General features: G+C 46.3%; 13 protein-coding genes. 4 read left to right on the forward strand and 9 right to left on the reverse strand.

Annotated features, from left to right (window positions below; translation table 11 throughout):
* Nucleotides 1-194 precede the first annotated feature (194 nt).
* The 8 genes from DN599_RS16755 to DN599_RS16790 form a co-directional block, all read right to left on the reverse strand.
* Entirely contained in the window at nucleotides 195-1223 is a 1029-nt protein-coding gene (locus tag DN599_RS16755; protein WP_110458742.1) for a formate dehydrogenase subunit gamma, read from the reverse strand.
* Between the two features lie 50 nt (nucleotides 1224-1273).
* Nucleotides 1274-1870: a formate dehydrogenase FDH3 subunit beta gene (gene fdh3B, locus DN599_RS16760; RefSeq protein ID WP_110458743.1), complete on the reverse strand. Its 597-nt coding sequence runs from the start codon at nucleotides 1868-1870 to the stop codon at nucleotides 1274-1276.
* Between the two features lie 26 nt (nucleotides 1871-1896).
* The gene (locus DN599_RS16765; RefSeq protein ID WP_110458744.1) at nucleotides 1897-4746 is read right to left on the reverse strand and encodes a formate dehydrogenase subunit alpha; all 2850 of its coding nucleotides are present in this window, start codon (nucleotides 4744-4746) and stop codon (nucleotides 1897-1899) included.
* A 67-nt stretch (nucleotides 4747-4813) separates the two neighbouring features.
* The gene (locus tag DN599_RS16770; protein WP_110458745.1) at nucleotides 4814-5014 is read right to left on the reverse strand and encodes a twin-arginine translocation signal domain-containing protein; all 201 of its coding nucleotides are present in this window, start codon (nucleotides 5012-5014) and stop codon (nucleotides 4814-4816) included.
* A gap of 142 nt (nucleotides 5015-5156) precedes the next feature.
* Entirely contained in the window at nucleotides 5157-5825 is a 669-nt protein-coding gene (locus DN599_RS16775) for a TorD/DmsD family molecular chaperone (protein WP_110458746.1), read from the reverse strand.
* Nucleotides 5826-5835: 10 nt separating this feature from the next.
* Nucleotides 5836-7506: a 4Fe-4S binding protein gene (locus tag DN599_RS16780; protein WP_110458747.1), complete on the reverse strand. Its 1671-nt coding sequence runs from the start codon at nucleotides 7504-7506 to the stop codon at nucleotides 5836-5838.
* 193 nt (nucleotides 7507-7699) lie between these two features.
* Nucleotides 7700-8296, reverse strand: coding sequence for a DUF3306 domain-containing protein (locus tag DN599_RS16785; protein ID WP_110458748.1), 597 nt, complete (start codon nucleotides 8294-8296; stop codon nucleotides 7700-7702).
* A complete protein-coding gene (locus DN599_RS16790; protein ID WP_110458749.1) occupies nucleotides 8296-8766 on the reverse strand; it encodes a DUF3305 domain-containing protein in 471 nt (156 codons plus the stop codon). Before DN599_RS16790 ends, DN599_RS16785 begins: the two co-directional genes overlap by 1 nt.
* 293 nt (nucleotides 8767-9059) lie before the next feature.
* Here DN599_RS16790 and DN599_RS16795 point away from each other — a divergent pair, with 293 nt between their 5' ends.
* The 4 genes from DN599_RS16795 to DN599_RS16810 all read left to right on the forward strand — a co-directional run bounded on the left by DN599_RS16795 (nucleotide 9060) and on the right by DN599_RS16810 (nucleotide 13548).
* Nucleotides 9060-9905, forward strand: a complete 846-nt coding sequence (locus DN599_RS16795) for a formate dehydrogenase accessory sulfurtransferase FdhD (RefSeq protein ID WP_110458838.1) — start codon at nucleotides 9060-9062, stop codon at nucleotides 9903-9905.
* 28 nt (nucleotides 9906-9933) lie between these two features.
* Nucleotides 9934-10839 (forward strand): helix-turn-helix transcriptional regulator, encoded by a 906-nt coding sequence (locus DN599_RS16800; RefSeq protein ID WP_110458750.1) that lies wholly within the window; start codon nucleotides 9934-9936, stop codon nucleotides 10837-10839.
* Between the two features lie 92 nt (nucleotides 10840-10931).
* Nucleotides 10932-12821 (forward strand): DUF294 nucleotidyltransferase-like domain-containing protein, encoded by a 1890-nt coding sequence (locus tag DN599_RS16805; protein WP_110458751.1) that lies wholly within the window; start codon nucleotides 10932-10934, stop codon nucleotides 12819-12821.
* A 7-nt stretch (nucleotides 12822-12828) separates the two neighbouring features.
* A complete protein-coding gene (locus DN599_RS16810) occupies nucleotides 12829-13548 on the forward strand; it encodes a 3'-5' exonuclease (protein WP_110458752.1) in 720 nt (239 codons plus the stop codon).
* A gap of 70 nt (nucleotides 13549-13618) precedes the next feature.
* Here the strand turns inward: DN599_RS16810 and DN599_RS16815 are convergent, their stop codons facing one another.
* Nucleotides 13619-15190, reverse strand: coding sequence for a BCCT family transporter (locus DN599_RS16815; protein ID WP_110458753.1), 1572 nt, complete (start codon nucleotides 15188-15190; stop codon nucleotides 13619-13621).
* Nucleotides 15191-15199 lie beyond the last annotated feature (9 nt).

The following is a 15199-nucleotide window of genomic DNA, read 5'->3' on the forward strand; positions in this document are numbered from 1 at the left end:
GATTTAAAATTTTCAGACGGTGAAGAGAAATTTTTTAATAGGAATATTTAGCGAAAGGCTATGCCATTCATTCATGGCAAGAGTGAATTGATATTACAGTGATGAGAATATTTGACCTAAACTCAAACCATAAAAAAACACCCCGCAGGTTACCCTACGAGGTGTTTTCTTTAAGTTAAGTTTACGTAATAAACTTACTCTTTATACTGCAAAGTGCCGTTTTCTTTGATCTCATCAAACCAAAGATTATGGTGCTGAATCGCCCAGTTCTCATCACAGTAACCTGACTTCATCGACTCCATACCGCCTTCGCTCAATACCGTCGCCATCCATATATGTATTATGGTGAAAGCGATCAAGATAATGGCACTGATGCCATGAATAAGCAGAGCCGCCATTGACGCTTCACGTGGCAGATCTAAGCCAGGTAAAACCAACATGATACCGGATACACTGATAAATAAACCAAAGAAGGTCAGTGTCCAAAACCACATTTTCTCACCAGCGTTAGCAAAACCACTGTCAGGGTGCTTACCTTTAAATGGACCAAAGTTGATGTAGCCACCAACCACTAAGAACCATTTAAGGTCATACATCTTAAATGTCTGCATTGGCATCCATTTCACGACGCATAGCGCCCAAGCGATGATGAATACAGGCCCCGCATAATCATGGATAGTCTTGCTACCGTAGATTAATGCAGCCCACACATCGGCGCCGACATAAGGTTGCAAGGCATACTTACCCAGCATGATATTTAAACCAGTAAAGATCAGTGTAAGGCAAGGTATCGCCATCGCCCAGTGCAGCCACAAGTCGGCTTTTGTCCAGCGCAATACCATTTTGCCGGAAAAGCCATGGCTTAATTTAGATGCACCATTTACCAAGTAAAACAGTAAAAATGCACCAAAAACACCGACAACCGCGATGGCCATAATCGGCGTAAGGTATTTATTTCTTACCTCTTTACCATCATTACCGGCAACGTTAATCAGCACTCCAGTTTCTACGCCTTTAGCTGTGGTATAACCCGAATCACCAGATTTTACCGCTCGCCATAGGTCCGCATCACTGGTTTTTGCATTAGCCTGTTGCTGACTCGATTGCTGATCAGTCGCGTGAGCAGGCATAGAGAGCATCGTCGCCCCCACACCCAATCCCGTGATGAGCACTAACAGAGCAAACAGACTACGCAGTGATTTGTTTAACAGTTTGTTTAACATTGTCACTCCTTTCTTAAGGGATAGCGCTGATGCGCTAACCCTTGCTCTGCTTAGTTGAACTCAGCTGTTTGAGGGTTGTAACCCCAAATCACATTAGGATTACCTCGCGCAGCCATGCGCTCACGGTAAATGTTCGATACCATTTCAGCATCACCTGCGAGCAGTGCTTTAGTCGAACAAAGCTCCGCACACATAGGCAACTTACCTTCAGCAATACGGTTAGCACCGTACTTCTGACGCTCGGCTTCAGAGAAGGTCTCTTCTGGGCCACCGGCACAGAAAGTACACTTATCCATCTTGCCGCGGCTACCAAAAGCGCCCTGCTTAGGGAACTGTGGCGCGCCGAAAGGACAGGCATAGAAACAGTAACCACAACCGATACAGGTATCTTTGTTATGCAATACAATGCCGTCTTCGGTGCGATAGAAACAATCAGCAGGGCAAACTGCCATACAAGGGGCGTCGGTACAGTGCATACATGCCACTGAGATCGATGCTTCGCCAGGCTGACCATCGTTAATCGTCACGACGCGGCGACGTTGAATTCCCCACTCGAGTGCGGAATCGTTTTCGTTCTTACATGCTGTGACGCAACCGTTACACTCGATGCAGCGTTTGGTGTCACATAGAAATTTCATGACTGCCATAATGGCTATCTCCTCATCAAGTTCAGTTAGGCTTTAGTGATCTGACACAAGCTAGACTTAGTCTCTTGCATCTGTGTCACAACGTCATAGCCGTAGGTCAATATCGTATTGGCCGATTCGCCAATAACGTAAGGGATTGTTCCCTCTGGGTAATTCTTCTCTAGGCTTTCACCTTCAAAGATACCTGCAAAATGATATGGCATGAAACATTCACCATTAATCACCCGAGGAGTCACCATTGCCTGAACTTTAATTTTGGCGCCTTCTGGACTGTGAACCCATACTTCGTCACCATCACGAAGACCACGATCCGCCGCATCACCTGGGCTAATTTCGATGAACATCTCTTGTTGCAGTTCAGCTAGCCATGGATTTGAACGGGTCTCTTCACCACCACCTTCATACTCAACCAAGCGGCCAGAGGTTAATGCCAATGGGAAGTCTTTGGCAAAATCTTGATCCTGAATGGATTTATACAGAGTAGGTAGTCGCGCAACCATACGGTCATCATAAGTAGGATACTTAGCAACCAAGTCACGACGAGGGGTATACAGTGGTTCACGATGTACTGGGATATCATCAGGGAAGTTCCACACGATACAACGCGCTTTAGCGTTACCGTAAGGGATACAACCATGTTTAATCGCCACTCGTTGAATACCACCTGAGATATCTGTCTTCCAGTTTTTACCTTCTGCGGCCACTTTCTCTTCGGCGGTGAGATCATCCCACCAGCCAAGTTGCTTAAGCATCTTGTCGGTAAATTCTGGATAACCATCTTTGATTTCAGAGCCTTTAGAGAAAGAACCTTCAGCCAAGATGTTGTTACCTTCGTGTTCAACCCCGTAACGGGCACGGAAGTTACCGCCACCGTCTTTCACTTCACGATCGGTGCGGTACAAGATTTGCGTGCCAGGGTGTTTCATCTCTGGCGTACCCCAACATGGCCAAGGCAGACCATAGGTTTCACCCTTAGCTGGGCCACCTGGAGCTTCAAGCGATTTAATATCGAAGGTGCCCCAGTTTTCTTGGTGCATCTTCAAACGCTCAGGGCTTTGACCTGTGTAACCGATAGTCCACATACCTTTGTTATATTCGCGAACGATATCTTCAATCAGCGGCTCATCGCCATTGACTTGGATATGCTTACACAACTCTTGCTCTATGCCCCACTTTTTCGCCAGCTTGTACATGATCACGTGATCTGGCTTAGACTCAAATAGCGGCTCAATAACCTGTGAGCGCCATTGTAGCGAGCGGTTAGAGGCTGACACTGAACCATAGGTCTCAAACTGCGTCGAGGCTGGCAGCAAATAGACACCGTCTTTACGGGTATGCATCACACCAGCCATGGTTGGGAATGGATCCACTACCACGACCGTGTCCATCTTGTTCAATGCTTCACGCACTTCACGACCACGAGTTTCGGTATTAACAGACTGACCCCAGAAGAATGACATACGAATATTATCTTTCTGTGCGATCTTAGTCTTATCTTCGAGTACGCCATCATGCCAACGTGAACACGGAATACCTGTCGATGTCATTGGATCTTGCCCAAGATGTTGCTCTTGGTCAAAACGACTCTTCACCCAATCGTAATCCAAGTCCCAAACATTGCACCAGTGCTTCCAGGCGCCAGTCTTCAGACCATAGTAACCGGGTAAATTATCGAACAGCAGACCAAAGTCCGTTGCACCCTGTACGTTATCGTGACCACGGAAGATGTTAGTACCACCGCCAGACACACCCATATTACCTAGGGCTAGCTGCAGGATACAGTAGGCACGGGTATTGGCATTACCAATGTGATGCTGAGTGCCCCCCATACACCAAACGACGGTGCCAGGCTTAGTGGTAGCCAACAGCTTAGCAACACGATACATCTGTGCTTCAGGTACACCGGCCACGCTTTCCACTTCAGCAGGTGTCCACTTAGCGGCCGCTTCGCGAATACGTTCCATACCGTAAACACGTTGGTCGATAAAGCTTTGATCTTCCCACTTGTTTTCAAAAATATGCCACAACAGGCCATAGATATATGGGATATCTGTGCCAGGGCGAATATGCACGTACTCGTCAGACTTAGCTGCTGTACGGGTGAAACGAGGGTCAACCACGACGATTTTAGCGCCGCGCTCTTTACCTTCTAAGATGTGTTGCATCGCTACAGGATGGGCTTCGGTGGGGTTAGACCCAATGAACATCATCACTTTAGCGTTACGGATATCGTTGAAAGAGTTGGTTTGCGCACCATAGCCCCAAGTGTTAGCAACACCGGCTACAGTGGTAGAGTGACAAATACGCGCTGAGTGGTCGATATTGTTGGTGCCCCACATCGCGGCGAATTTACGGTATAAATACGCTTGCTCGTTAGAAAACTTGGCACTACCCATGAAGAATACTGAGTCGGGACCCGATTCTTTACGAATATCCAATGCCTTTTGACCAACTTCCTCGATCGCTTGCTCCCAAGAAAGGCGCTTCCACTTGCCGCCTTCGAGCTTCATTGGGTACTTTAGACGCTTCTCACCGTGACCATGTTCACGCAGCGATGCCCCTTTAGCACAATGGCCACCAGCGTTAAATGGATGGTCGAACGCAGGCTCTTGCCCTGTCCACACCCCGTTTTGCACTTCAGCGTAAATCCCACAACCCACTGAACAGTGAGAACAGATGGTACGTTTTACTTCTGTAGGTGCATCGTGAGGCACTTCTTTCGCTTCTGCTTTGCGCATCATACCTGCGCCCAGCATTGAAGCCGCAGCAATACCACCAGTAGCAAGACCTGCTGTCTGGAGGAATTGGCGACGATTTAGACCTAGAGCTGGCTTTTTAGTCGCATCAACTTGGTCTGTTTTGCGTGTTAATCGCATCACACACTCTCCTAATGTTATTGAATTACTACGTTATTACGCTTGATTCACTACCTTAAGTAGCGATTTACTTTGTACGTAACGACGCGTAATAACTACGAATATGGTCAGTCTCGCGATAGCCATCACCGCTTGCAGACTCTTTAGCCTGTGCTGGTGTAGCCGCTACAGCTTGACCGCTAATGGTAGCGACTGCACCGGCTGCACTACCTACAGCCAAGGCTTTTAGCAGTTGACGACGACCCATATCGGAAGCTTGCTTCTTCATAGTGTCTCCTTTGTTTACTCAAGATGAGTCGCGTTGCCAGCATAGATAAGCGTTGGCGCGGTGACTCGATTGCAATTGAGGGCGCACCCTCAGATTTGACTATGCCTGTGCCAAATAGCACAGGCATAACCTGTCGCCCACCCTATGAAACGAGTTCATTGCTGGTGGGTTGGATCTTTTCCGCATCGCTGCCTGGGCAGTTCACCGGAATGTTTAAGCTCAATTGCTCGAACTCATTGGCTTCAATAGCAAAGAAAGATTTAGCCAGCTGTGCCACTGTGGCATAAAACGCCGCACTGGGCGCGCGAGCTAAATGATCACAAAAGCGGTCGATCCAGCTACCGATATGGCGTTGATAGAAAGCCAATTGACGATAACCCGGCGCCTCTAAAATTAAGGTTCCCATCACTTCACACAAGGCAGCGACGTGGTCTTCAGGCTCTTTCACCTCATCGGTACGCTCAAATCCGAGTTGCACCAAATCTTGGCGCAGTAACGCCAAAGGCTTATCCATCAAAGAGCCCGTCATAAACCAACTACCGTAAGGCAAGATTTCACCACTGCCCACCCCCAAGAAAATATTAAAATATTCCTCTTCGAGCTGTTCTGTAGTGAACTGACCCGCAGCCAGTTTTACGGCTAACCAAGCCTTAGTGATATCGCTATCATCTTCGCTGGCATCGATTTCAAGACTGGCAAGAAACTGCAATAGTTCGGCACTTGGCTGGCAACGTAATAGTGCGGCTAACAGCTGATAAATATCGGCTCTTAGCTGATCGTTTTCTGATACTTCTCTTACTAATTCGGTCATAGCTACACTCTTATCGCAGTTGCTTTTCAGGATCTTGAAGAATATCTTCAAACATATCTTTTACCCGGCAGTCACCACACATCTTCAAGCGTTCTGTGTTGGCACTAAAGGCGCTATGGCCCCCGACTACATCCAGCATCCGTTGCACCATGGATTGGGTGGCGAAAGGGGTACCGCAACGAATACACTCGAACGGCGCTTCCTCTTTCAGTGTTTGGCGCTGCTGACGAGCAGTCGCATCAAAATTCATTTGGGCGGTCAGGCTAATCACATTCTCGGGACAGGCTGACTCACATAACCCACACTGCACACAATCTTGCTCAACAAAGTGCAGCGCCGGCAAATCACCGCCATCGGTTAACGCTTGGGTCGGACAGGTCGACACACACGACAGGCATAGGGTACAGCTATCGGTATTGACGCTGACTTTACCGAACGGAATATTGCCTTTACTTAATGTGGTGTCGATAGAAGCCGCTTGGCTATTGAGATGATCGATTGCCGCATATAAGGTGGCGCGCTTAGTGGTTGGGCTAAATTCACCAGGGACAATTACAGGCCAACTGGCACTAGTCTCAACCAAAGAGGCTAATTCAGATAACTGATGCTGATTGACCACGCTCACTCGCTGCGGCTGGCCCATCTCATCGAATATCTCATTGGCTAACTGTTGTTCGCCATTTAGCATCTGTGTCAAGGTGGGTGCTGTGGCATCGGTATTAAGCACTATCACCTGGCGTGCGCCCCAAGCCAGTGATGACATCCAGTGATCCATGCTAGCAACGGTGATCTCTTCTAGCTCTACCGGAATGACGGCGCCGGGTAGATCGTCGTTAATTAAGCTGGCGCCATTGGCGGCGTCATGGAACAAAATAACGGGTGCAACTTGTGCCTGCTCACGAAAACGCGTGACTAACTTATGCAGGTAAGAATGCAACGCCTGTGGCGTGGGCAAATCATAGCTAATCGCACCAGTCGGGCACGCGTTGGTACAACTGCCTGCGCCGTGACAGAGATAAGGATCGATTTCAATCTTCTTATCTACACTGGCAATAGCATCTGCGGGGCAAAAGTTAAGGCAACGATTACAGCCATCGATACCATTACGGTTGTGAGCACAAATGTCGCTGTTGACTTTGACATAGCGAGGCTTATCGAACTCACCAATTAAATTAGGCAACTGGGATATAGCATCGGCCAACTTGGCCTCATCTTGACCGACATAGAAGTAGCCAGGCGGCAACATCTCTAAATTAATACAGGGCGAGTGACTGAGATCGAGAATCAGGTCGAAATGAGCCTTACGAATCGCCACTAAACTCAGGTCGGCTGTACCAGTCTCATGTTCAACCTTAACTTGAAACTGCCCCAAGAAACCTTTTATTTCAATAAGCTTATTGTAATAGCTTTCAACATCTTCCGCCGCGGCCATCACTTTTTCAAGATGCTCTTCATCTTGGCTAGTAATGGATTCATTGGCGAGGATCGCGCGCTGACCCATGTTAGACAATTTGTCCGCCGCTAGGCGAGCCAAATCTTCTGGGCCGATGATAAGCACATTGCCCTCAGTGGTGTAGCTGACTGTCGGCGGGATCAAGTTTTGCAGTATTTGCGTCTGTCCCAATACTTGCTGACGGACCTGTTTGAGGTCAGTCAGGTTTTCGTTACCGTTTAAATGCATGCTCACATTGCGTTCCTGAACAGTTTTGGCTGCTGCCGTTTACGAGGTGGCTATATGTGCTCTAATTGGCGTGCGCTTTATTGGCGCCAGCTTCACCTCATTATCAACGAGAAATTAACCCGTTGTTTTATATGCCTCATCAGCAGCAATTCACGTACCAAAATTATGGATTTAAAAACACTCTAAACTAACCTCAAGCAACGGGTGGTTTAGGTGCACCTTGTGATTCTGGTTCATTTTGGGACAAATCGGCTAACTCTTCGTCCAAAATGTCCGCTGGGCTTACGCCGGGTAAATTCGCATCCTGCGGGGTATTCGAAGCTATCATCTCTTTTGCTTCGAGTGACTCGTTAGATGGTTCTTGTTGCTCATCATCTTGAGTAAGGTGACGGAAGACTTTCTTAGCAAGCTCAGCCGATACTTCCGGCGACAGTTTAGGCTGATTGGTATAATCGAGAGCGTATTCGAGCAGACCATCTATCTCACTGTAATGTGGTTGCTTCCACAAGGCGCGTAACGCGGCGGCCTTAGCATTGGGATCAACATTATCGGCCATAAAACTGGCAAAGCTACCACCAACCTCAATCGACTCAGGATCTGGCAGGTCTGCTGCCATTAAGATTTTATTTTCATCACTTGACTCAACAGGTGATGTCTCGCTTGCTGGCTCAATAGTCGCTGTCGCTTGCTCAGAGGACAGCTGAGCCATTTGCTCGGCTTCCTCTTCTTGCTGCACTTGCTGACGACGAAGGCTCCATCGCGCTAACAATCCGCTTGGTTTATCGCTCATTATGAAACCTGTCCTCGGTTATGGTTACTACTTGGCCCCTCATTATTACGACGATCCACGTGCTTACGTCGATGGGCACAAATTTCTACCTCGCCATGGCGGGTGATATACGCTTCAATCCAACACGCGACTGCATCGGGCATCAGCATGCTCAATACTGGTGTATCCCCCTCAAGGCAACCTGCTGCGACATTTTGATCGGCCGAAATATGGGTCGGCACCCAAGTGCCATCTTCTAGCTCATCGCATACAATAAATAACATGGCATTATCCATATCTAAATTGATACGGTAACTGCCACGTTCATCCTTGTGCAGTTCTAACCCCACCAATTTAGCTCCCTCTGGCGACGGTTGCGTGGCAGGAACGACCTGATCTAATTCCCAAGATTCAGCTATCCAGCGCCCAACTTGTTTCTCGACCTTTTTCAGCGAAACATACATGGGCCATTGACTTTCGGTACGTTGCATTCCAACTCCGTTGATTAGAGAGCTTGAGCCTAATTTGGCAAGCCAAGCTATGGGTTGCGGTATATGATTAACAAGCAATATACATGCCAGCGCAATTGGTAATATAGTTTGAGCTAGATCATCAATTTCCTTTCAAGGGTAGGACAATTTGTCCTAAATGACATTTTAAGCGGGACATAAAAGGGCGTTTGAGCCATAAGCATTTAACTCGATCACGCATTACAACATAAAATATTAGTATCGGAATGATTATTGCTATGCTGCTGGCAGCCTATTGCGACAAGATGATCTTTATGACTAAGAATAAACAGCTAACTTTCTTAAAAACCCAGGCCGATGTGCCGCTAACCATTGCTGTAAAAGCGACCAATGAGCAAGGCGAGATCCTTGATAAATTTATTGCGTGTGAACGCCCATTGACGGTTTACCTTAACTGGCGTCCCATTGTGACATTGATGACACTGGGTGCTCGCCCTGAAGCTTTGGCACTGGGATATCTTAAAAACCAAGGGTTTATTTCTGATGTCACGCAACTCGAATCGGTCATTGTCGATTGGGATGTCAGCTCTGCCGCGGTGCTAACGCAAGAGACCACAGAGCATCTTGATGAAAAGCTCGCAGAAAAAACCGTCACCACAGGCTGTGGTCAAGGTACTGTTTATGGTGGTTTTATGGATGGTTTGGACGATATTAAGCTACCGATCCCCCAGTTAAAGCAGAGCATGCTGTACAGCCTGTTAAACAATATCAGCGCTTACAATGAAACCTATAAAAATGCCGGTGCAGTGCATGGTTGCGGACTTTGTCAGGGTGATCAAATCAGCGGTTTTGTCGAAGATGTAGGCCGCCATAATGCGGTCGATACTTTGGCTGGCGAAATGTGGCTCAAACAAGAGTTAGGCGGCGACAAGCTGTTTTATACCACAGGGAGGCTCACCTCAGAAATGGTGATAAAAGTAGCCAAGATGGGCATACCGGTATTGTTGTCTCGCAGTGGGGCAACCCAGATGGGGCTTGAGCTAGCGCAAAAGCTAGGCATCACTATGATCGCCCGCGCCAAAGGACGCCATTTTCTAGTTTATAATGGCGCCGAGAACATTGAGTTTGATGCTACGCCACCTAAACGCAATATCAGCTAACTATATAGATAGATTTAAAGGAATATTGATGACCGAGCCGAGTGAACTCATCTACATGAGTGCCAAACAGGTGGCTGAATACTTAGACCTCAATGAAAAAAAGGTCTACGCCATGGCAAACGATAGGATATTGCCTGCAACCAAAGTCACAGGCAAATGGCTATTTCCCAAAATACTCATCGATCGCTGGGTAATGGACTCGTGTCACAGCGGTATGCTGTCAGATAGAATGCACATTACTGGCAGTGATGACCCACTACTATCTATGCTAGTGGCACGTTTAATGTCGCGTATCGGTAAGAGTGACTTAGTCAGCTATAGCGCTACTGGCTCACGCATGGGGCTAGATCTGCTATCACGAGGCTATGCCGATGTATGCACCCTGCACTGGGGCAATGTCGAAGAGCGCAATATTCGCCACCCCGCACTGCTCAAGGGCTACCCCAACCACCAACAATGGGTCATGGTACACGGTTATACCCGCCAGCAAGGATTAATGATGCGTGCCGAAATGCACCACAGATGCCAAGAAGAAGACAAAGTTGTTAGCCTACCCTGGCGCTGGGTTGGCCGCCAAGCGGGAGCCGGTAGCCAACAACATTTAGAGCACTGGCTTATGAAACAAGGGGCAAGTATTAAACAGCTTAATACTGCCGTCACCGCCTATAGCGAGCGGGAATTGGCTGGATTTATTGCCCGTAACGAGGCCGATATTGGCTTTGGTTGCCAATCGGTTGCGATGGAAAGTGGTTTGAGCTTTGTGCCTCTTGTTACTGAATCATTTGATTTTGTTATGCCACAAGGCATCTACTTTCGTCGCCAATTGCAAGCCTTATTCGATATGCTTAGCAGCACCCAGACCCGACAACTTGCAGCGCAATTAGGCGGATATGATCTAAGCCAATGCGGGCAAATGCTCTGGACCGCATCATAATTAAACCACACCATGTTTTATATTCTTTAACGAAATTTAGATGTGATAGGGTGCACGCCGCATAACCCATGCACGAGACCAAAGGAGATATCGTGGAAGCTGAGTTAAACGAGATCCAAAACTTCTTAGTAAAATATCCGCCTTTTGACTTGTTACCTGAAGAAGTTATCGAACGCATTAGTCGGCATGTAGAGATATCTTATTATCGTAAAGATACGCCTATCATTCATCTTGGTGATCATATCAATTATCTTTACATAATTCGTAGCGGCGAGGTCGAAGTATACCGCAGAAAAGGAGAACTCTATAACAGGCTCGATACTGGTGATCTTTTTGGCCAAATGGGATTACTTACCAACAATAAAATTCGCTTTCCGGTTAAAGCTATTGAAGACACATTGGTCTACTGTCTTCCTGAAAATATTTTTCAAGAACTCTACGAGCAATATGATGTGTTTGCCGATTTTGTCGAAGTTGAAGATAACGCACGTTTACGCCAGGCGGTATCAAATTCTACTAATCAAAATGATCTCACCTCACCTAAAGTCCGGACCTTATTAACTCGCGAGCCCCCCTATATAAACAAGACTGAAAGTATACAAGATGCGGCTATATTGATGGCTAAAGATAATGTTTCCTCTCTGTTAGTAATAGATCCTGATGTACTGGAAAATGATGAAGATGATACATCACCATTAATGGGCATTATCACAGATAGAGATCTATGTACCCGTGTTTTAGCCGAAGGTATAAATCCAACCAACGAAGTCGGTTCTGTTGTAAGCACAGATGTCATCAGTCTAGATCACAACGCCTATGTCCACGAAGTGATGTTAACTATGCTTCGTTACAACGTTCACCACCTGCCTATTTTGAAAGGACGCCAACCTATAGGTATCATTGAAGCCACTGATATCGTGCGCTACGAATCACAGAACTCACTACTGTTAGTAAGTAGTATCTTTCAGCAACTATCAGTTGACGAGCTAGTGGTGCTATCAAAGCAAGTTAAAGACAGCTTCGAGCGCATGGTTAATGAGGACGCAAATTCTCATATGATTGGTAGCGCTATGTCAGTGATAGGGCGTAGCTTCAAACAACGCATACTGGAACTCGCCGAAGAAAAATTTGGCCCACCGCCTATTCCTTATTGTTTTCTAGCATTGGGCTCAATGGGGAGAGATGAACAACTTATCGTTACAGATCAAGATAACGCTATTATCTTGGATGAGAGTTATGATAAGGAAAAACACAATGATTACTTTGCAAACTTAGCTAAATTTGTCTGTGATGGACTCGATAAATGTGGTTACAGTTATTGCACGGGTGACATTATGGCAACCAATCCCACATGGCGTATGACACGCAAGGAATGGGAAGAGTGCTTTGCTGATTGGATAGATAACCCCAACCCAAAAGCCTTACTTAACGCCTCTATTTTCTTTGATCTTGATGGTGTATATGGCAGGCTTAAATGGGCTGAGCAGCTTAATGGTTTTATCGTCCGCCGAGCCAGAAAAAACAATCGCTTCTTAGCGTGTTTAGCAAGGAATGCTCTCAATCGTAAGCCTCCATTGGGATTCTTCAAAGACTTTGTCATGGAAAAAGATGGTCGTCATAATAATTCCATTAACCTCAAGCGTCGTGGCACTGCACCTCTTGTAGATCTCATTCGTGTACATGCTCTATCTGTAGGTTCCAGGGCACGAAATTCGTTCGAACGACTCGATGATATTATTGATGCCGCTATACTTCCAAAAGGGCGCGGTCAAGACCTTCGCGATGCCATGGAGTTTATATCCATGGTGCGTATCCGTCACCAAGCCTTTGATGTGAAACTTGGAATAGATCCTGATAACAACATAGAGCCCGAAAACTTATCTGACTTTGAACGACGGAACCTCAAAGATGCATTTCAAATCTTAAGTAACGGACAGAATTTTCTCAAGTTCCGCTATCAAGCCAATATTCAATTCAAGTGAGTGCACTATGCTAAAAAAATGGCTTTCGCATCCAACTATCGACTGGCCGGGAAAATTCAAGCAAAAACTAAAAACATTAAAAGAGGGTAGTTTACGCGATTATTATGCCACATCACTTCCCGATGGAAATAACCCCATCGGCAAAATAGAGTTCCTCTCCATGGACTTTGAAACAACAGGTCTAAATGCAGATAAAGATGATATCATCAGCATAGGAACAGTGCCTTTTAACTTAGATCGTATCTTTCTCAACCGCGCAAAATCTTGGACGGTGAGGCCAAGAGAAAAGTTAGCCGAAGATTCCGTCATCATCCATGGTATTACCCATACCGACATCTTAGATGCACCAGACCTATCGGTTATATTCGAGCAGGTATTAAATGAGATGGCGGGTAAAATAATAGTGGTTCATTGCCAACAAATAGAACGACTATTTTTGGAGCGGGCCTTAATGACCCGAATCAACAATGGCATCGAATTTCCCGTGGTGGACACCATGGAACTGGAATCAAGAATCCAACATAAACTTCGCGCTAGAATATGGAACAGGCTCAAAGGCGGCAAATCTCTTTCAAGAAGGCTTGGAGCCTGTCGGCAACGATATGGATTACCGCCTTACTCGCCTCACCATGCCTTGACCGATGCGATTGCTACGGCTGAGCTTCTTCAGGCACAAATTGCACATCACTATGATCCACAATCACCTATCAAAGAATTCTGGCAATAGAGTCCACAAGAGATTAAGGCCTCCCTATAAAAAGGAGGCCAGTAATCTAGCCTCACTATAATCTCATCAACTAAAAGGGTTCAGTACGCATCCCTTTAATCAGGCTGACACACATCAACAACAATATAAATGTGAATGGCAAGGCTGTAGAGATCGCTGCAGCCTGTAAAGCCTCAATCGCTTGAGCTCCACCAATCCACAATAATGCAATCGCTATAGCGCCCTCTAATAGTGCCCAAAATATGCGTTGAGGTACCGGTGCATCCATCTTACCTCCGGCTGTAATACTATCGATCACTAATGACCCTGAGTCTGAAGAAGTAATAAAGAAGACTAAGACTAAGAGAACAGCAATAGTTGATAATAATGTACCAAACGGCAAAACATCAAACATCTGGAACATAGCTAAAGGCACTTCGATAAGCCCCTGCGTACCAAGTTCACCCACTTTATTGACCACTTGATCGATTGCCATCCCGCCAAATACCGACATCCAGAGAAGCGTTACAAAGGTTGGAACCAACAATACTGCGGTGATAAATTCACGCACGGTGCGCCCTCTGGACACTCGCGCAATAAACATACCTACAAATGGTGACCAAGATATCCACCAAGCCCAGTAAAATACAGTCCAACCTTGGAACCAGGCTTCATCGGTACGGCCATGAGGGTTACTTAAAGGGATAATGTTCTCAACATAGGACATCAGCGTAGTATATACCGATCCAAAGCTAACGTAATAACCTATCACGGCAACAAAAATAAGTAGTATAAGAGCCACTATCATATTGATATTACTAATAACCTTTACGCCACCATCGATGCCTCTAACAACAGATACGACCGCCAGTAAAGTTACGCCAATAATCACCCCAATCTGCAGATCTAATCCAGCCTCAATGCCAAATACATGATGAATACCACTCGCTGCCTGCTGCGCCCCTAACCCCAGAGAAGTTGCCAGACCAAATAAGGTTGCCAACACGGCCAATATATCGACAATATGCCCCGCCCATCCCCAGGCTCGGTCACCTAAAATTGGGTAAAAAATAGAACGAATTGATAAAGGAAGTCCTTTATTGTAGGCGAAGAAAGCTAAAGATAAGGCCACAACGCCATAAATAGCCCAAGGATGCAAACCCCAATGGAACATAGTCGCACCTAGCGCGATTTTGGCAGCTTCAGGCGAATAAGCCTCTACACCTAAGGGAGTTTCATACCAACCAGTAAAATAAGCAACAGGCTCAGCAACACTCCAAAACATTAATCCTATTCCCATACCCGCAGCAAACAACATAGATAGCCAAGAGAAGAAAGAATAGTCAGCTGTCGCCTCACGCCCACCTAACCGTATTTTGCCATAGGGTGATACAATTAATCCCAAGCAAAACAAAACGAAAACATTGCCTGACCAAATAAATAACCAATCAAATAAACCAATAATTTTCCATTTGATACCATCTAACGCCGCCTTCGATGTTTCGGCATCAGTAACTAAGGTTGCGATTAGAAATGCAACAATTAGCCCCGCACTAATACCAAATACAGGGTTATGTACATCAAACCCCCACTTCTGAACATTATCCTGACCAACCGTATAGTCGGTACTATCGATACTGTACTTATCAATACCTTTTGTCATCGATTATCC

Origin of the sequence: Shewanella algidipiscicola, from assembly GCF_900380485.1 — a bacterium.
Lineage (GTDB): Bacteria > Pseudomonadota > Gammaproteobacteria > Enterobacterales > Shewanellaceae > Shewanella > Shewanella algidipiscicola.

Bases quoted from the DNA above. Each gene is read 5' to 3' on its own strand.
- DN599_RS16755 (WP_110458742.1), bottom strand. From the start codon at position 1,223: ATGTTAAACAAACTGTTAAACAAATCACTGCGTAGTCTGTTTGCTCTG.
- fdh3B (WP_110458743.1), bottom strand. From the start codon at position 1,870: ATGGCAGTCATGAAATTTCTATGTGACACCAAACGCTGCATCGAGTGT.
- DN599_RS16765 (WP_110458744.1), bottom strand. From the start codon at position 4,746: ATGCGATTAACACGCAAAACAGACCAAGTTGATGCGACTAAAAAGCCA.
- DN599_RS16770 (WP_110458745.1), bottom strand. From the start codon at position 5,014: ATGAAGAAGCAAGCTTCCGATATGGGTCGTCGTCAACTGCTAAAAGCC.
- DN599_RS16775 (WP_110458746.1), bottom strand. From the start codon at position 5,825: ATGACCGAATTAGTAAGAGAAGTATCAGAAAACGATCAGCTAAGAGCC.
- DN599_RS16780 (WP_110458747.1), bottom strand. From the start codon at position 7,506: ATGCATTTAAACGGTAACGAAAACCTGACTGACCTCAAACAGGTCCGT.
- DN599_RS16785 (WP_110458748.1), bottom strand. From the start codon at position 8,296: ATGAGCGATAAACCAAGCGGATTGTTAGCGCGATGGAGCCTTCGTCGT.
- DN599_RS16790 (WP_110458749.1), bottom strand. From the start codon at position 8,766: ATGCAACGTACCGAAAGTCAATGGCCCATGTATGTTTCGCTGAAAAAG.
- DN599_RS16795 (WP_110458838.1), top strand. From the start codon at position 9,060: ATGACTAAGAATAAACAGCTAACTTTCTTAAAAACCCAGGCCGATGTG.
- DN599_RS16800 (WP_110458750.1), top strand. From the start codon at position 9,934: ATGACCGAGCCGAGTGAACTCATCTACATGAGTGCCAAACAGGTGGCT.
- DN599_RS16810 (WP_110458752.1), top strand. From the start codon at position 12,829: ATGCTAAAAAAATGGCTTTCGCATCCAACTATCGACTGGCCGGGAAAA.
- DN599_RS16815 (WP_110458753.1), bottom strand. From the start codon at position 15,190: ATGACAAAAGGTATTGATAAGTACAGTATCGATAGTACCGACTATACG.